We start from the raw sequence: 17,652 nt of genomic DNA, 5'->3' as shown, positions 1-17,652 counted from the left end.
CCCGCTCAGGCGACTCTGAAACCCCGAAGCGGGGCTGGAATCCTGTGGATAACTCTCTATCTGTTAACTGTCTGCTAAGAACTGTGGCGAACAGATCACGTCCTTTGTGATCGCCGTGGGAAAAAGTGGGAAAAAATTTGAGCGCTGTAGCTCGCCTATATCTTGTGTGGATAGGCGGCATCGACACCGGATTTACCCACAATTGCCCCAATTTCGCCTCAATATCTTGTTTTTCAGGGGGCTCCCGGACAAGATGAAGGGGCAAAGTCCCACAGAAACCTGTTGCCTCCCACGAATTCCCATGGCATCCATAGTTCACACGATGGAGAGCGGAACGAGGGACACCAAACGATCCCGATGCAAACTCCAAAACAATAAAATGAGCAGGTTTCATACAGGCACCGCCTTCATCGTGACAACAAGGATCCGGCGCGCGGGCGAGCAGACATCCCCCCAGGTGGCGCGCGCAGTCGGAGACACCCGCACAGCGGGTCAGCGGCGGGTTGATCAGTGGCAGCAGATCAACCCGCCGTATTTCGTTTTAAGGGGGCAGTGAAAGGGGCCGATCGTTGGGCCGCAGGCTGAGGTTCAGAGGCGAGTTCACCAACAAGGTGGACACCAAGGGGCGGGTATCTATCCCAGCCCCCTTTCGCCGTGTCCTCGAAGCGGGTGACCCCGATTGGGCCGAAGGTCAGAACCCCAATTTCGTGATCGTCTACGGCGACCATCGCCGTAAGTATCTGGAATGCTACACGATTCAGGAAATGGAAGACGTCGAGGACCGCATCAGCCGGATGAAGCGCGGCAGCCAAAAACGCCGCATCCTTGAACGTCTGTTTTCGACCCAGTCGCTGACCACCAGCGTCGATGAGACGGGCCGCATCGTGCTGCCCGCCAAGCTGCGCGACAAGATCGGCATCTCGAACGAGGCGCAGTTTGCGTCCAACGTCGACACCTTCCAGATCTGGCAGCCCGACACCTACCGCGAAGAGGAACTCGGCGCGACCGAGGAATACCTTGATGAGCAGGACGACGATTTCGATCCGCTCATGCTGCTGGACGAAGACGACGAAGACGAGGCCCTGTGATGACCCAAAACAGCGCGCCGCACGTCCCTGTTCTTTTGCGGCCGCTTCTGCAAGCGGTCTCGCCGGTGCAGGGGGTCTGGATTGACGGCACGTTCGGGGCCGGGGGCTACACCCGTGGGCTGATCGAAGCTGGGGCCGACAAGGTGATCGGTATCGACCAAGACCCGCTGGCACATCGCATGGCCGCCGAGTGGATCGGCGATTGGCCGATCGAATTGGTGCAGGCGAATTTCGCGCAAATGGATCAGGTGGCCGACGCCGTAGACGGCGTTGTGCTGGACCTTGGCGTGTCCTCGATGCAGCTCGATTTGGCCGAGCGGGGCTTTAGTTTCCTGCGCGACGGGCCGCTGGATATGCGCATGTCGCAGGACGGCCCGAGCGCGGCGGACATTGTGAACACTGCGTCGGCGGATGAGATCGCGGACATCCTGTTTCTTTACGGGGAAGAGCGTCAATCGCGCCGCATCGCGCGCAAGATCGTCGACGCCCGCGCGCTGGAACCCTTTGAAACCACGCTACAATTGGCCGAATTGATCGAAAAGGCCATTGGCCGCACCAAGCCGGGGCAGGCGCACGCGGCGACGCGGTCTTTCCAGGCGTTGCGCATCGCGGTGAACGATGAATACGGCGCGCTGTGGCAAGGCTTGATGGCCGCCGAGCGGGTCTTGAAACCGGGTGGTTTGCTGGCCGTGGTGACCTTTCATTCGATCGAAGACCGGATGGTCAAACGCTTCTTTCAGGCGCATGGCGACAAGAAGGTCAAGAAAAACCGCTACGCCCGCGAGGACGAAGCGGCGGTCGAGACGCCCTTTGAAATCCTCACCCGCAAGGCCGTTGGGCCCGACGCGCAAGAGCTGTCTGAGAACCCCCGGTCGCGCTCGGCTAAGTTGCGCGTGGCGCGGCGGACGAGCCTTCCCGCGCAAGAGATCAGCGGTGCGGATTTGTCGATGCCAGATATGAACAGGAGAACGTGAATGCGCAGCCTTCTTTTCATCCTCGCCGCTCTGGCGGTGATCGGGTCGGGCTATTGGGCCTACCACGAAAACTACGCGACGCAGGCCGAATTGGACCGCGTCGACGACCTGCGCAGCGAGATTGGCGGCGCGCGCGAGCGTCTGGCGATCCTGCGGGCCGAGTGGGCCTACCTGAACCGTCCGGACCGGCTGCGCGACTTGGCGGATTTGAACTTTGACAAGCTGGGGTTGTTGGCGCTGCGCCCGGACCAGTTTGGCCGCGTCGATCAGGTGTCCTATCCGCCGCTCGAACAGATTGATGTGACACAACCTGTGGATGTCATCAGCACGGGGACAAGCGAATGATCCGCACGCCTTTGCGCCCCTTGGCGCGTATCCTTGAGGCCCGTCAAAAGGGCGAGAACCCTGACGCCATCGAGCGCGAGAACCTGCGCATTCGGCACGAGCAGATGCGCGACCAGTCGCGGGTGCGCGCAGAGGGGCGCTTGCTGGTTCTGGCGGTGATGTTCTTTGGTGCGTTCACCGTGGTGGGCGCGCGCATGGGGATGCTGTCGGCGTCCGAACCGGCAGAGCCGCGCGCCGCCTCGACCGGGGCGTCCATCGTCGCCAGCCGCGCCGATATCGTCGACCGGCGGGGCCGGGTGCTGGCCACCAACATGACCACGCATTCGCTGTACGCGCACCCGCAGCAAATGATCGAACCCGTCCGCGCGGCGCAGGAATTGGCGCAGATCTTCCCCGATCTGGATGCGGAAAAGCTGGCCAAACGATTTACCGACCCCAAGCGTAAGTTCCTTTGGGTCAAGAAAAAGATCAGCCCAGAGCAGATGCAGGCGGTGCACGACATCGGCGATCCTGGTCTCTTGTTCGGCCCGCGCGAGATGCGCCTTTATCCGAACGGTGCCATTGCCGCGCACGTCCTTGGCGGCGCGTCTTTCGGCAAGGAAGGCGTGCATTCCGCCGAGGTGATCGGCACCGCCGGGATCGAGAAATTCTTTGAGGACAAGCTGCGTGATCCGGCCCGCGAGGGCGCGCCGCTGGAGCTGTCCCTCGACCTGACCGTGCAAGCCGCCGCCGAGGAAGTGCTGGACACGGGCATGAAGCTGCTCAACGCCAAAGGCGCGGCGAGCGTGTTGATGGACGTGCAGACGGGCGAGGTGATCAGCCTTGTGAGCCTGCCGGATTTCGACCCGAATGACCGCCCCCGTCCACCCACCGAAGGCAGCCCCTCTGACAGTCCTCTGTTCAACCGTGCCGTGCAGGGGGTCTATGAGCTTGGCTCCACCTTCAAGATCTTTGCCGCCGCGCAGGCGATGCAACTTGGACTTGTGCATCCGCAAACGGTGATCGACACGCGCCCGCCGATGAAGGTTGGCGGCCACCGCATTGGCGAGTTTGAAAACCACAACTACGGCGAAGCCACCGTCGAGCAGATTATCGTGAAATCGTCGAACCGCGGCACCGGCAAGATGGCTTTGGCCATTGGCCCGACCCGGCAGCAAGAGTTCCTCAAGTCGCTTGGCTTTTTCGAGCCGGTCCCGCTGGAGATGGTCGAAGCCAAGGGCGGTCAGCCGCTCTTGCCGCAGCGCTGGACGGACCTGTCGGCGGTGACGATTTCCTATGGCCACGGGATTTCGACCACTCCGCTGCATCTGGCGGCGGGCTATGCGACCATCGCCAACGGCGGGCGCGCGATCACGCCGACCCTGCTGAAACAGCGCGGCCCGCAGAACGGCCCGCAGGTCATGAGCCCCGCCGTCGCACAGGCCGCGCAGGACATGCTGCGCAAGGTCGTGACCGAAGGCACCGCCAGCTTTGGCGAGGTTCCGGGCTATCACGTGGGCGGCAAGACCGGCACCGCCGACAAGCCTAAGGAGCGCGGCGGCGGTTACTATAAGGACAAGACGATCACCACTTTCGCCAGCATGTTCCCGGCGCATGACCCGAAATACGTGCTGGTGGTGACCTTGGACGAGCCGATTGAGACCAGCGGGGAAAAACCGCGCCGCACCGCCGGTTGGACCGCCGTTCCGGTGGCCGCCGAGATGATCGGCAGGATTGCGCCGCTGCTGGGCTTGCGCCCGGAGTACCAGTTGGGGCAATTGGAAGGCATCGTGCAAATCTCTCAATAGGGCTGCACGGCGTTAATATTTAAAGAAGGCTGGGGTGCTTTCATGAACCAGCGAGTGCAAAGCCTTGCAGACTTGGGATTGACCGCGCGCGGGGGCCGAGAGGTGTCCGTGACCGGGTTGGCTGTGGACAGCCGCGAAGTGCAGGATGGGTTCCTGTTCGCCGCGCTGCCCGGCACGCGGGTGCATGGGGCGGAATTTATCCAATTCGCCCTGCGGCAGGGGGCGGGCGCGATCCTGACCGACGCCGAGGGCGCGCGCATTGCCGCCGAGGTGATCGAGGAATTCGACCCCGCCGTGGTCATCGCCGAAGACCCGCGCCAGACGCTGGCCTATACGGCGGCGCTGTGGTTTGGCCGTCAGCCCGAGTGCGTGGTGGCCGTCACCGGCACCAACGGCAAGACGAGCGTTGCGACCTTTACCCGCCAGATCTGGCAGGAGATGGGCATTCGCGCGGTCAACATCGGCACCACCGGGGTTGAAGGCGACTGGCAAGCGCCGTCGAAACATACGACGCCCGAGCCGATCACCCTGCACCGCATGTTGTCCGGCGCGGCAGAGGCGGGCGTGGAATGCGCCGCGATGGAGGCATCCTCGCACGGGCTCGCGCAGCGCCGCCTTGACGGGGTGCAACTGACCGCCGCCGGATTTACCAACTTTACGCAGGACCATCTGGACTACCACCACAGCTTTGACGAGTATTTTGATGCCAAGGCGGGGCTGTTCGCGCGCGTGCTGCCCGAAGACGGCGTGGCCGTGATCAACATCGACGATCCGCGCGGCGTAGACATGCTAGCGATTGCGCGCGCGCGTGGCCAAGAGGTCTTGACCGTGGGGCGCGAGGCGGCGGACCTGTGCCTGACCGCGCAACGCTTTGACGCGACGGGGCAGGAAATTCGGCTGAGCTTTGAAGGGCTTGTGCGCCAAGAGCGCCTGCAACTGATCGGCGGTTTCCAGGCGGAAAACGTGCTGCTGGCGGCGGGTCTTGTGATCGCCTCTGGTGGCGAGCCGGAGGACGTGTTCGACATGCTGCCCTTGCTGGGCACCGTGCGCGGGCGGATGCAATTGGCCGCCACGCGCGAAAACGGCGCGGCGGTGTTTGTCGATTACGCCCACACGCCCGACGCCGTGGCAACCGCGATCCAGGCGCTGCGCCCCCACGTGATGGGCCGGCTTGTGGCGATCGTCGGCGCGGGCGGCGACCGTGACAGCTCCAAACGGCCCTTGATGGGGCAGGCGGCGGCGGACCATGCGGATATGGTGATCGTCACCGACGACAACCCGCGCTCGGAAAATCCGGCCGACATCCGCGCCGCCGTGATGGAAGGCTGCCCCGAGGCGCTCAACATCGCGGACCGCGCCGAGGCGATCCTGCGCGGCGTTGATGGCCTTGGGCCGGGGGACGCGCTGCTGATTTGCGGCAAGGGCCACGAGACCGGGCAGATCGTGGGCGACACGGTCTATCCCTTTGATGACGTTGAACAAGCCAGCGTAGCGGTGGCGGCGCTGGACGGAAAGGGCTTGTGATGCTGTGGACTTCGGCAGAGGCGGCAGAGGCCACCGGCGGGCGCGCTCTTGCGCCGTTCGAGGTGTCGGGCGTGTCCATCGACACGCGCACGATTCAACCCGGCGATCTGTTCGTGGCGCTCAAGGCGGCGCGCGATGGCCATGACTTTGTGGCGCAGGCCTTGGCCGCCGGGGCAGGGGCCGCGTTGGTGTCGCGCATTCCTGACGGCGTGCCAGAGGACGCGCCGCTGCTGCTGGTCGACGATGTTCTGACAGGGCTTGAGGATTTGGGCCGCGCCGCCCGCGCGCGCACTCGCGCCAAGGTTGTTGCGGTGACCGGCTCTGTGGGCAAGACCAGCACCAAGGAAATGCTGCGCACGGTTCTGGGCGGGCAGGGCACGGTGCACGCCGCCGAGAAAAGCTACAACAACCATTGGGGCGTGCCGCTGACACTGGCGCGGATGCCGCGCGACGTGGATTTTGCCGTGATCGAGATCGGCATGAACCACCCCGGCGAGATTGCGCCGCTGGCCCGGATGGCCCGCCCGCATGTGGCGATGGTGACGATTGTGGCCCCGGCCCATTTGGCGGCCTTTGAAAGCATCCAGGGCATCGCGCGCGAAAAAGCCGCTATTTTCGAAGGGCTTGAGCCGAATGGCGTCGCGGTGTTCAACGGCGATCTTGAGGTTAGCCCGATTTTGCGCGCCGCGGCCTTGCACGCTGGCGCGCGTCTGATTTCCTTTGGCGAGGCGGTTGGGAACCACCACCGCGTCGAAGAGGTGACCATCAAGGACACCTGCACCGTGGCGCAGGGGCGCGCTTGGCGCACGCCGATCCTGTTCAAAGTCATGGTCCCGGGGCGGCATTTTGCGGTGAACGCCATGGGTGCTTTGGCCGTTGTGCACGCCCTGCGGCGGGATCGCGCGCTGGCGATTGCGTCCTTGGCGCAGTGGCAAGCAGGAGCGGGACGCGGTCTGCGCGAGCGGATTCAGCTGGACCCTGTCGATTCGCGGCTCAGCTTTGAGTTGATTGATGACGCCTATAATTCGAACCCGGCCTCGCTGGGCGCGTCGCTTGAAGTGTTGGCCGCAGCCGAGCCGCGCAATGGTTTGGGGCGGATTTCCCAGGGGCGCCGGATCGCCTATTTGGGCGACATGAAAGAGCTCGGCGCGCGGGAAAAAGCCTTGCACGCAGCGATTGCCGCGCTGCCGTGCATGGAAAAAATCGACCTTGTTCACTGCATGGGGCCGCTGATGCGCGAGATGTGGCTGGCGCTGCCAGAGCACAAACGCGGCCATTGGACCGAGACGAGCGACAAGATGGTTGCGCGCGTGGCGCATGATCTGGATGCCGGGGACGTTGTGCTGGCAAAGGGGTCGTTAAGCATGGGGGTCGGCCGTGTGGTTGACGCGATCCGCAAAATGCGCCAAGCCCCGGCGGACGTAGAAGGGTAGGGACTTGTTATGCTGTACTGGCTGACCGAACTCAGTGATGGTGGTGATTTCTTCAACCTTTTCAGGTACATCACCTTTCGCGCTGGGGGCGCTTTTCTGACCGCGCTGGTGTTCGGATTTCTGTTCGGCCTGCCGCTGATCAACGTTTTGCGCCGCAAACAGGGCAAGGGGCAGCCGATCCGCAGCGATGGCCCCGAGGGGCATTTCGTTAAGGCGGGCACCCCGACCATGGGTGGTTTGTTAATCATTGGCGCGCTCGTGACGTCGACCCTTTTGTGGGCGCGGCTGGACAATCCCTTTGTGTGGATGGTGCTGTTCGTGACCATCGCCTACGCGTTGATCGGGTTCGCCGATGATTACGCCAAGGTCAGCAAGCAAAACACCGACGGCGTGTCCGGTAAGGTCCGGCTTTTGTTGGGTTTTATCATCGCAGGCATCGCCGGTTTCTGGGCCGCGCAGTACCACCCCTCGGAGCTGAGCTATCAACTGGCTCTGCCGATCTTCAAGGATACGCTCATTAACATGAGTTACTTCTTTATCCCCTTCGCGATGATCGTGATCGTGGGATCGGCCAACGCCGTAAACCTGACGGACGGGCTGGACGGGCTGGCCATCATGCCGGTGATGATTGCGACGACAACGCTGGGGATCATCGCCTATGCCGTTGGCCGCGTTGACTTTACCGAGTATCTAGACGTCCACTACGTCCCCGGAACGGGCGAGATCCTGGTCTTTGCTGCGGGCGTTGTCGGTGGCGGGCTTGGGTTCCTGTGGTACAACGCGCCGCCTGCGGCCGTTTTCATGGGGGATACCGGCTCTCTGGCGCTTGGCGGCGCTTTGGGCGCGATTGCGGTCGCCACCAAACACGAGCTGGTTCTGGGCATCGTCGGCGGTCTTTTCGTGGTCGAAGCGCTGTCGGTCATCATCCAAGTTTTGTATTTTAAAAGAACGGGTAAGCGCGTGTTCCTCATGGCGCCGATCCATCACCACTACGAGAAAAAAGGCTGGGCCGAGCCGCAGATTGTCATCCGCTTTTGGATCATTTCGCTGATCCTCGCGATGATCGGTCTGGCAACGCTGAAGGTGCGTTAATACTGCTTGCGAGGTGCTTGCGCTTGTGTTGAGCATTTAGCAAGTTTTAACGAACAGCCGCAGAGGGTAAGACATGATACCGGTTTCGGGGTTTGAGGGCGCCGTCGTTGGCGTTTTGGGCTTGGGCCGGTCCGGCCTTTCCGCGGCACGCGCGCTGCGCGAGGGCGGCGCACAGGTGCTTGTTTGGGACGACAACATCGCCGCCCGCGAACGCGCTACGGACGAAGGGTTCGAGGCGCGAGATTTGCGGCGAGCCATGGACGAAATGGCCTGCCTCGTGGTCTCTCCCGGCATCCCGCATCTCTACCCCGAACCGAACCCGGTTATCGCTGCAGCGTTGGACGCAGGCGTTCCGGTCGACAACGATATTGGCCTATTTTTCCGTAGCTTAGGCGCCGGATGGGAGATGTATGACCGCGCACCCAAAGTGATCGCGGTCACCGGGTCCAACGGCAAATCAACCACCTCGGCTTTGTTGCATCACATCCTGACGTCGTCGGGGCGCGAAAGCCAACTGGCGGGCAACATCGGGCGCGGGGTCCTAGACATTGATCCGCCGGGGGACGGGGGCATGATCGTGCTGGAGCTGTCGTCTTACCAAACGGAGCTCGCACGGGCGTTAACCCCTGATGTGGCGGTGTTTACCAATCTCTCGCCGGATCACTTGGACCGGCACGCTGGGCTTGGGGGCTATTTTGCGGCCAAACGCCGGCTGTTTGCCGAAGGTGGTCCCGATCGGGCGGTCATCGGTGTGGATGAACCCGAGGGCCGTTTCCTGGCGGGGCAGCTGTCCGAAGGGCGGAGCGACGACCGTGTGATCCGCATTTCATCGGGCCGCAAGCTGTTGGGGCCGGGGTGGTATGTCTTTGCACGCAAAGGGTTTTTGGCAGAGTGGCGCAAGGGGCGGCAGGTTGCCTCTATCGATTTGCGCGAGATTTCGGGGCTGCCCGGCGCGCACAACCATCAGAACGCCTGCGCGGCTTATGCGGCGTGTCGGTCGCTGGGGCTTGCGCCGCGGGACATTGAGGCGGCCTTGCGGTCGTTTGCTGGATTGCCGCACCGCAGCCAGTTGATCGCCGAAGCGAATGGGGTGCGTTACGTTAACGATTCCAAGGCGACCAACGTGGATTCCGCGCTCAAAGCCTTGCAGGCGTTCGACAAGATCCGCTGGGTCTGCGGCGGGTTGATGAAAGAGGGAGGGCTTGGCGGACTGGCCGCCGGATTGCCCCATGTGACCAAAGCCTACGTGATCGGCCGCGAACCCGAAGCATTTGCGCTGCAATTGCCGGGGGTTGAGGCGGACATTTGCGGGGACATGGCGACCGCTGTGGCGCGGGCCATGGCGGATGCACAGCCGGGCGAGGTGGTCTTGCTGGCCCCGGCGGCGGCGAGCTTTGACCAATACGATAACTTTGAACTGCGCGGGCAGGATTTCACCCGCAACGTGCAGGATGCTTTACCTAAGTAAAGATCACGTAAATCTGAAGGTAATGGATGCAGAGCGCGGCCCAAGCTATTGTCTGCGTTGACGGATCGCCTGACCGGCGGCCCAACCGGATGACCATGCCCACTGAAAGTTGTATCCGCCCAGCCAGCCGGTGACATCGGCGGCCTCGCCAACCACGTGCAAACCGGGGATGTGCTTGGATTCCATAGTCTTGGCAGACAAACCTTCTGTGGATATCCCGCCAAGGGTGACTTCGGCGGTGCGATACCCTTCGGTTCCGGTGGGTTTTAGCGCCCAAGCACCGAGGAATGTGCAGAGATCGTCGATGCGGCTGTCGGATAGATCGCCGAGGTTCCCTTTGAAATCAAAGGTTTCGCTCAGGTGCTCGACAACGCGGCTGGGCAGGTGGTGGCCCAGTTCGGTGGTCAGGGCGCGCTTGCCCTCTGTTCGGCGTTTCGTGCGCAAAATTTCGGCCAGATTGGTTTGGGGCAGCAGGTCAATCACCACCTCTTCGCCCTCGCGCCAATAGCTGGAGATTTGCAAGATCGCAGGCCCGGACAGGCCGCGGTGGGTGAACAGCATCGCCTCTTCAAAGCCCGCTTTATCGTTGGAAATCCGGGTGTTCACAGCCGTTCCTGACAAAGCGCTGAAACGTCCCTTGTCAAAGGTGAAGGGCACCAGCCCCGGACGGGTCTCTGTCACCTCATGACCGAACTGGCGGGCGATGTCGTAGGCCAGACCGGTTGCGCCCATCTTGGGGATCGACTTGCCGCCTGTGGCCAGAACCAAGGCGTCGGAGGTGACGGTCACCTCGCGCCCTTCGCGCGACATGCGGGTGACAAAGTGGCCATCGCGGTGGGCGACCTCTAGAACCGAGGTTTGCAGCCACAAATCGGCCCCCGCCTTGTCCATTTCCGCCAGCAACATCGACACGATCTGCGTGGCCTTGTCGTCGCAAAACAGCTGCCCAAGCGTCTTTTCATGCCACGCAATCCCGTGCTGGCCGACCAGTTCGATGAAATCCCATTGGGTGTAGCGCGACAGGGCGCTTTTGTGGAAGTGTTTGTTTTCCCCAAGATAATTCTGCGGCTCGCAGTACATATTGGTGAAATTGCAGCGCCCGCCGCCAGAAATGCGGATCTTTTCACCCGGCGCTTTGGCGTGGTCCACGACCAGCACACCGGGGCCAGCGTGGGCCGCTGTCATCATGCCAGCCGCGCCGGCGCCAAGGATCAAGGTTTTCACGTCCATAGCCCGCCCCCTAGGCCCAAAAACGGCGATTGGCCACCAAAAACAACGTTAACGGTGAAATCCGCTGGTTAACCTCTTTATCCTAGCCTGACGGGACATTCTTGGATAAACTACATGAACAGACCCGGCTAACCGGGCGTATCCGAGGCAGTTTTTCGAGCGGTGGTCTCATGACAGAGATGGTTTACGGCACGGTTCCCGTGCGCGGTGGCGAGCCGGTTTTGCCCAAGTGGTGGCGGACCGTTGATAAATGGAGCCTGTCCTGCATCCTGATGCTGTTTGGCACGGGAATCCTGCTGGGCCTGGCCGCGTCGGTGCCCTTGGCCGAACGCAACGGGTTGACCCCGTTTCACTATGTGCAACGTCAGGCGTTCTTTGGGGGCGTGGCGATGATCGCCATGATGCTGACGTCGATGCTGAGCCCGTTGATGGTGCGCCGACTGGCGGTGATCGGCTTTATCGGGGCGTTTATCGCCTTGGTTTTCCTGCCAATTTTCGGCACGGACTTTGGCAAGGGCGCGGTGCGCTGGTACAGCCTTGGGTTCGCCTCGGTGCAGCCGTCCGAGTTTCTCAAACCGATGTTCTGCATTGCCGCCGCGTGGTTGATGGCCGCCAGCCAAGAGCTGGGCGGGCCTCCGGGGCGGACGTATTCCTTTGCCTTGATGGTGGCGATTGTCTTGATGCTGGCGATGCAGCCGGACTTTGGGCAGGCGTCCCTTGTGCTGTTTGGCTGGGGCGTCATGTGGTTCGTGGGCGGTGCGCCGATGGTCCTGCTGCTGGGGCTGGCGGGGCTGGTCGTGCTGGGCGGGATGTTCGCCTATAACTCGTCGCAGCACTTTGCCCGGCGGATCGACGGGTTCCTGTCGCCGGACATCGACCCGAACACCCAGATGGGCTATGCGACCAACGCGATCCAAGAGGGTGGTTTCTTTGGCGTTGGCGTCGGCGAGGGCACCGTCAAGTGGTCGCTGCCCGATGCGCACACCGATTTCATCATTGCCGTGGCCGCCGAGGAATATGGCCTCGTGCTGGTTCTGGCGATCATTGCGCTGTACGCGACCATCGTGGTGCGGTCCTTTGTGCGGCTGATGCGCGAGCGTGACCCGTTTATCCGCCTTGGCGGCACCGGCCTTGCGGCGATGTTTGGCGTGCAGGCGATGATCAACATGGGCGTCGCGGTGCGCCTGCTGCCCGCCAAGGGCATGACCTTGCCGTTTGTCAGCTATGGCGGCTCTTCGTTGATCGCGACGGGAATCGCGGTGGGCATGTTGCTGGCCTTTACCCGCGCGCGGCCCCAGGGCGAGATTGGCGATATCCTGCGGGGGCGGGCGCGTTAAACCGCCCCCCTTGTCTTTCACACCGGCGTGAGCGACCCTCTGCCGAGTGGAAAATGCGAACAATTGCCCTAAGGCAGGCAATTCGCTATGTGCCGCGGAACAAGTGACGGAGTGGGACAGATGCAGCGCAAGCCTTTGTTGGTGATGGCGGCGGGGGGCACCGGGGGACATATGTTCCCGGCGCAGGCCCTGGCCGAGCTGATGCTGTCGCGCGGCTGGCGCGTGAAACTGTCCACCGATCCGCGCGGGGCGCGCTATACCGGCGCTTTCCCCGAGGGGGTCGAGATCGAGGTCGTCTCTAGCGGCACCTTTGCCCGCGGCGGCATTGTCGGCAAGCTAGCCGCGCCGTTCAAGATCATCGGCGGCGTCTTTAGCATGGCGTGGCGGATGCTGCGCGACCGGCCCGACGTGGTGGTGGGCTTTGGCGGCTACCCGAGCATTCCGGCGCTGGGGGCTGCGTGGATGCTGCGCAAGCCTCGGATGATCCACGAACAAAACGGCGTCCTGGGCAAGGTGAACCGGATTTTCGCAAGCCGCGTCGACCAGATCGCTTGCGGAACATGGCCGACCGACCTGCCCGAAGGGGTCGAGGGCATTCACGTGGGCAACCCGGTGCGCCAAGCGGTGCGCGACCGGGCCGGGGCGGGCTATATCGCGCCGGGGCCGTATCCGATGTCGATGCTGGTGATTGGCGGCAGCCAAGGCGCGCGCGCGCTGTCGGACCTCGTGCCGCCGGCGATTGCCCTGCTGCCCTTGGACACGGTGCGCAACCTGCGCGTCAGCCATCAGGCCCGCGACGAAGACCTTGAGCGCGTCGATACCTATTACGCCGAGAATGGTGTCAGCGCCGATGTGCAGCCGTTCTTTCACGATGTGCCAGACCGCATGGCCGAGGCGCAGTTGGTGATCTCGCGCTCTGGCGCGTCGAGCGTGGCGGACCTCAGCGTGATCGGGCGGCCCTCGATCCTGATCCCCTATCCCTTTGCGGCGGGCGACCATCAAAACGCCAACGCGCGCGGGCTGGTCGAGGCAGGCGCAGCGGTCAAGATCCCCGAAAGCCAGCTGACGGTCGAAAGCCTGTCCGAGGCGATCTGGGCGATCCTCGACAACGAACAAGGCGCCATCCGCATGGCGCAGGCGGCGCTGAGCGTGGGCAAACCCGAGGCGGCCGAGGAATTGGGTGCGCTGGTCGAACGGCTGGCGGGATTTAACGATAACAACGACAACGAGGCGGGCTATGAAGGATCTGGAACTTGACCGAGGCACACGCATGATGGGCGCGACGAAACTACCGGGTGACGTGGGGCCGATCCACTTTGTGGGCATTGGCGGCATTGGCATGTCCGGCATCGCCGAGGTGCTGCTGAACCATGGCTATGTGGTGCAGGGCTCTGACCTGAAATCGACCAAGATCACCCAGCGGCTGGAACGTCTGGGCGCGCATGTGTTCGAAGGCCAGAGCGCCGAGAACCTTGAGCACGCCGAGGTGGTGGTGATTTCCAGCGCGATCAAGCCGGGCAACCCCGAGCTGGATGAGGCGCGCCGTCGCGGTTTGCCCGTCGTTCGCCGCGCCGAGATGCTGGCCGAGCTGATGCGGCTGAAGTCGAACATCGCCATCGCGGGCACCCACGGCAAGACGACCACCACGACGATGGTGGCGACGCTGCTGGACGCGGGCAATTTTGACCCGACGGTGGTGAACGGCGGCATCATCCACAAGTACGATTCCAACGCGCGCATGGGCGAGGGCGAGTGGATGGTGGTCGAGGCCGACGAGAGCGACGGCACCTTCAACCGTCTGCCCGCGACCATTGCCATCGTGACCAACATCGACCCCGAGCACATGGAGCATTGGGGCAGCATCGAGAACCTGCGTCAGGGCTTTTACGATTTTGTCTCGAACATCCCGTTCTATGGTCTGGCGGTGTGCTGCACCGACCACCCCGAGGTGCAGGCCTTGGTCGGGAAGGTCACCGACCGCCGGGTGGTGACCTATGGCTTTAACGCGCAGGCGGACGTGCGCGCGGTGAACCTGCGCTATGAAAAGGGCGTGGCGCATTTCGACGTGGATTTCCAGGTGGAAGGCGTGCGGATCGAAGGCTGCACCCTGCCGATGCCGGGGGATCACAACGTGTCCAACGCCTTGTCGGCGATTGCCGTGGCGCATCACTTGGGCATGTCGGGCGAGGAAATCCGCGCGGCCCTGGCGGCGTTTGGCGGGGTGAACCGGCGCTTTACCAAGGTGGGCGAAGTGAACGGCGTGACGATCATCGACGATTACGGCCACCATCCCGTAGAGATTGCCGCCGTGCTGAAAGCGGCGCGTCAGGCCACCGAAGGCCGGGTGATTGCCGTGCACCAGCCGCACCGCTACAGCCGCCTGTCGCATCACTTTGACGAGTTCTGCACCTGCTTTAACGAAGCGGATGTGGTGGCGATCGCCGAAGTCTTTGCCGCTGGTGAAGCGCCCATCGAGGGCGCGTCCCGCGATGATCTGGTGGCGGGTCTGGTGCGTCACGGCCACCGCCACGCCCGCGCGCTGCATCATGAGGACGATCTGGAACGTCTGGTCCGCGAACAGGCGCAGCCCGGCGATATGGTTGTGTGCCTTGGGGCCGGGACGATTTCCGCTTGGGCCAATAACCTGCCTGCGCGGCTGGGATAAGCGCCTTTTGCAGCGGTGTGGAAGGGGCCCTTTGGGGCCTCTTTTTTGTTGCGAGGGTGGAATTTGGATATTTGGAAAGAGAAGAAGACCGGAAGCTGATTCAAGTCATATCGGCGGTGCGTTTTGGCGATAGGGTGCAAGGGCAGGAGGCGCGCTATGGCAGATGAATTGAAGCGGCGGATTGGGTTGTGGGTTTTGGTGGCCTATGGCGTGGGCGTCATGGTCGGGGCGGGGATTTACGTTTTGACCGGGGCGGTGGCGGGATTGGCCGGGGTTTGGGCGCCGTTGGCTTTTGTCCTTGCGGGGCTGGTGGCGGCGCCGACCGCCTTGTCCTACGCCGAGTTTTCCACGCGCTTGCCCGAGGCGGCGGGCGAGGCGGCCTTTGTGGCGCGCGGGTTTGGGCGCGACTGGGTCGGCGTGGCCGTGGGCTTGATGATCGTGGCGACGGGGGTGATTTCGGCGGCGGCGGTGTTGCGCGGCGGGACGGGGTATTTGCTGGGCGTGGTGGAACTGCCTTTTGGGGTGACGGCGGTTGCGCTTGGGTTGGTTTTGACCGGCGTTGCGGTGATGGGCGTGTTGGAGAGCCTTGCCTTGGCGGCGGTGTTCACGGTGATCGAGGTTTGCGGCTTGGCGTTGGTGGTTTGGGCCGGGGCGGGGGCCGTGCCGGTGGAGCATGTGGCGGGTCCGGTGCCGGTGGGCGGGATCGCGGCGGCGGCGGTCTTGGCGTTCTTTGCCTTCATCGGCTTCGAGGACATCGTGAACATGGCCGAAGAGGTGCGCGAGCCTGAGCGGATCATGCCGCGCGCCATCCTGATTTCGCTGGCGGTGACCAGCGTTTTATACGCACTGGTGGTCTGGGCAGCGGTGCGGGCGGTGCCCTTGGCCGAGCTGGGCGCGTCCGAGCAGCCCCTCGCGCTGGTGTGGGAGAGGGCGCGCGGCGGAGAAGCGCGGTTCCTGTCGGGGATTGCGGTGTTTGCGGCGCTGAACGGTGTCCTCGCGCAGATCGTCATGGCGAGCCGGGTGTTGTTCGGCCTTGGCAAGCGGTCGCGCGGGTTGGCGGTGTTTCACCATGCGCATCCGCGCTTTGGCACGCCGGTCTTGGCGACGGCGGTCGTTGGCGGAGCGGTGATCGTGGCGGCGCTGGCTTTGCCGGTGGCGGTGCTGGCGGGGCTGACCTCTTCGGTGTTGCTTGTGGTGTTCGTCTTGGTCAACACGGCCTTGATCGCGGTGAAACGCAGCGGCGCGCGGGCGCGGTTCGAGGTGCCGATGGGGGTGCCCGTGGCGGGGCTGGGGCTATCCTTGCTGGCCCTCAGCCTGTCGATTTTCGGGTGATCGCGCCGGAACCCCTTGTCTAAACGGCCATTTTGCCGCATGATACCTGTGCCTGCGGGGGGCATCGAAGAGGTAGCAAGATGACCATCTCGCTGATTTTGGCATGCGCCTGGGCGCTGCTGGCCAATGTGCTGGCGATGATCCCTTCGAACGACAATCACTGGACGCGGGCCTATGTGCTGATCGCGGTGGGCATCCCCTTGGTTGGCTTTGTCACCTACGAAAACGGCCCGTGGGTCGGCCTTGTGGTGCTGGTCGCGGGGATGAGCGTGCTGCGCTGGCCGCTGCGCTATCTGGCCGCTTGGGTCAAGCGGGGCTTTCGCCCGGCGGACAAGAGCCTGTCTGACTAACCGCCCCTTGCCCTTTTGCCGGGGGCGCAATAGCAAAGCGCCATGACACAGCTTCCCCAGACCCGTGGGCGGATCACGCCTGACCGTCCTTTGAACGACCTCACCTGGCTGCGCGTGGGTGGGCCGGCGGATTGGCTGTTCCAGCCTGCCGATCCCGAGGATCTGGCCACGTTCCTGCGCGATCTGCCGCCAGAGGTGCCGGTCTTTCCCATGGGCGTCGGGTCGAACCTGATCGTGCGCGATGGCGGCATTCGCGCCGTGGTGGTGCGCATGGGGCGGGGCTTTAACCACATCGAGGTCGAGGGCACCCGCGTGCGCGCAGGCGTTGCGGCGCTGGATGCGCATGTGGCCAAACGCGCGGCGCAGGCGGGGGTGGACCTGACGTTCCTGCGCACGATCCCCGGCGCGATCGGCGGCGCGGTGCGGATGAACGCGGGCTGCTATGGCTCTTACGTGGCGGATCATTTCGTCGAGGCGACGGCGATCACCCGCGCGGGCGAGACGGTGACCCTGGCCGCCGCGGATCTGAACTTTCGCTACCGCCAGACCGACCTGCCCGAGGGCTGGGTCATCACCGAGGCCGTGTTCGAGGGTGCGCAGGGCGACCCGGAAGAGCTCGAGGCACGCATGTCAGCGCAGCTGAAAAAGCGGGACGAGACGCAGCCCACCAAGGATCGCACCGCGGGCAGCACCTTTCGCAATCCGGCGGGCTTTTCCAGCACCGGCAAGGCGGATGACAGCCACGAGCTCAAGGCGTGGAAGGTCATCGACGACGCCGGAATGCGTGGGGCAAAGATAGGCGGCGCGCAGATGAGCCCCATGCACAGTAACTTCCTTGTGAACACCGGTGGCGCGACTGCCGCAGATTTGGAAGATCTAGGGGAAGAAGTGCGAAAAAAGGTTTTCCAACACAGCGGAATAGAGTTACATTGGGAAATCATGCGGGTTGGCGAACCGGCTAAGGGGTAAACCCCACACAGGGCGCCAACCACAGCAATCAAAATCGCGGCAACAGGCAAGGTCGCAG

Annotated in this window: 15 protein-coding genes; 14 read left to right on the top strand and 1 reads right to left on the bottom strand. The window is 63.4% G+C overall.

Going from position 1 to position 17,652, the window contains the following annotated elements:
* Positions 1-569 precede the first annotated feature (569 nt).
* From mraZ to murD, 8 genes are all read left to right on the top strand, one after another.
* The gene (mraZ, locus tag B9A11_RS00590) at positions 570-1,088 is read left to right on the top strand and encodes a division/cell wall cluster transcriptional repressor MraZ (protein ID WP_058246276.1); all 519 of its coding nucleotides are present in this window, start codon (positions 570-572) and stop codon (positions 1,086-1,088) included.
* On the top strand, positions 1,088-2,062 hold the full coding sequence (rsmH, locus tag B9A11_RS00585) for a 16S rRNA (cytosine(1402)-N(4))-methyltransferase RsmH (protein ID WP_058246277.1): 975 nt from the start codon (positions 1,088-1,090) through the stop codon (positions 2,060-2,062). The genes mraZ and rsmH overlap by 1 nt, the downstream gene beginning before the upstream one ends.
* Complete coding sequence (ftsL, locus tag B9A11_RS00580; protein ID WP_058246278.1) at positions 2,063-2,407, top strand: cell division protein FtsL; 345 nt, start codon at positions 2,063-2,065, stop codon at positions 2,405-2,407.
* The gene (locus B9A11_RS00575) at positions 2,404-4,194 is read left to right on the top strand and encodes a peptidoglycan D,D-transpeptidase FtsI family protein (protein WP_058246279.1); all 1,791 of its coding nucleotides are present in this window, start codon (positions 2,404-2,406) and stop codon (positions 4,192-4,194) included. The genes ftsL and B9A11_RS00575 overlap by 4 nt, the downstream gene beginning before the upstream one ends.
* 42 nt (positions 4,195-4,236) lie before the next feature.
* Positions 4,237-5,718, top strand: a complete 1,482-nt coding sequence (locus B9A11_RS00570) for a UDP-N-acetylmuramoyl-L-alanyl-D-glutamate--2,6-diaminopimelate ligase (protein WP_058246280.1) — start codon at positions 4,237-4,239, stop codon at positions 5,716-5,718.
* On the top strand, positions 5,715-7,151 hold the full coding sequence (locus tag B9A11_RS00565; RefSeq protein ID WP_058246281.1) for a UDP-N-acetylmuramoyl-tripeptide--D-alanyl-D-alanine ligase: 1,437 nt from the start codon (positions 5,715-5,717) through the stop codon (positions 7,149-7,151). The genes B9A11_RS00570 and B9A11_RS00565 overlap by 4 nt, the downstream gene beginning before the upstream one ends.
* 9 nt (positions 7,152-7,160) lie before the next feature.
* Positions 7,161-8,243 carry a phospho-N-acetylmuramoyl-pentapeptide-transferase gene (gene mraY / locus B9A11_RS00560; RefSeq protein WP_058246282.1) on the top strand — a complete coding sequence of 361 codons (1,083 nt, stop codon included), beginning with the start codon at positions 7,161-7,163 and terminating at the stop codon, positions 8,241-8,243.
* Positions 8,244-8,316: 73 nt separating this feature from the next.
* A complete protein-coding gene (murD, locus tag B9A11_RS00555; protein ID WP_058246283.1) occupies positions 8,317-9,711 on the top strand; it encodes a UDP-N-acetylmuramoyl-L-alanine--D-glutamate ligase in 1,395 nt (464 codons plus the stop codon).
* A gap of 45 nt (positions 9,712-9,756) precedes the next feature.
* On the opposite strand, the gene B9A11_RS00550 is transcribed toward murD, so the two are convergent.
* Positions 9,757-10,941 carry a BaiN/RdsA family NAD(P)/FAD-dependent oxidoreductase gene (locus B9A11_RS00550; protein ID WP_058246284.1) on the bottom strand — a complete coding sequence of 395 codons (1,185 nt, stop codon included), beginning with the start codon at positions 10,939-10,941 and terminating at the stop codon, positions 9,757-9,759.
* A gap of 170 nt (positions 10,942-11,111) precedes the next feature.
* Here B9A11_RS00550 and ftsW point away from each other — a divergent pair, with 170 nt between their 5' ends.
* From ftsW to murB, 6 genes are all read left to right on the top strand, one after another.
* Positions 11,112-12,278 carry a putative lipid II flippase FtsW gene (gene ftsW, locus B9A11_RS00545; RefSeq protein WP_058246285.1) on the top strand — a complete coding sequence of 389 codons (1,167 nt, stop codon included), beginning with the start codon at positions 11,112-11,114 and terminating at the stop codon, positions 12,276-12,278.
* Between the two features lie 120 nt (positions 12,279-12,398).
* Positions 12,399-13,535 (top strand): UDP-N-acetylglucosamine--N-acetylmuramyl-(pentapeptide) pyrophosphoryl-undecaprenol N-acetylglucosamine transferase, encoded by a 1,137-nt coding sequence (locus B9A11_RS00540; RefSeq protein ID WP_058246286.1) that lies wholly within the window; start codon positions 12,399-12,401, stop codon positions 13,533-13,535.
* Between the two features lie 13 nt (positions 13,536-13,548).
* Entirely contained in the window at positions 13,549-14,943 is a 1,395-nt protein-coding gene (gene murC, locus B9A11_RS00535; RefSeq protein WP_058246287.1) for a UDP-N-acetylmuramate--L-alanine ligase, read from the top strand.
* Positions 14,944-15,099: 156 nt separating this feature from the next.
* Positions 15,100-16,275 carry an APC family permease gene (locus B9A11_RS00530; protein WP_058246288.1) on the top strand — a complete coding sequence of 392 codons (1,176 nt, stop codon included), beginning with the start codon at positions 15,100-15,102 and terminating at the stop codon, positions 16,273-16,275.
* Between the two features lie 80 nt (positions 16,276-16,355).
* Positions 16,356-16,625, top strand: coding sequence for a DUF2484 family protein (locus B9A11_RS00525; protein ID WP_058246289.1), 270 nt, complete (start codon positions 16,356-16,358; stop codon positions 16,623-16,625).
* Positions 16,626-16,667: 42 nt separating this feature from the next.
* A complete protein-coding gene (gene murB, locus B9A11_RS00520; RefSeq protein WP_058246290.1) occupies positions 16,668-17,594 on the top strand; it encodes a UDP-N-acetylmuramate dehydrogenase in 927 nt (308 codons plus the stop codon).
* Positions 17,595-17,652: the final 58 nt, after the last annotated feature.

The organism is Tropicibacter naphthalenivorans, from assembly GCF_900176475.1.
GTDB classification, from domain to species: domain Bacteria; phylum Pseudomonadota; class Alphaproteobacteria; order Rhodobacterales; family Rhodobacteraceae; genus Tropicibacter; species Tropicibacter naphthalenivorans.
This window is presented reverse-complemented; position numbering and strand designations above follow the sequence as displayed.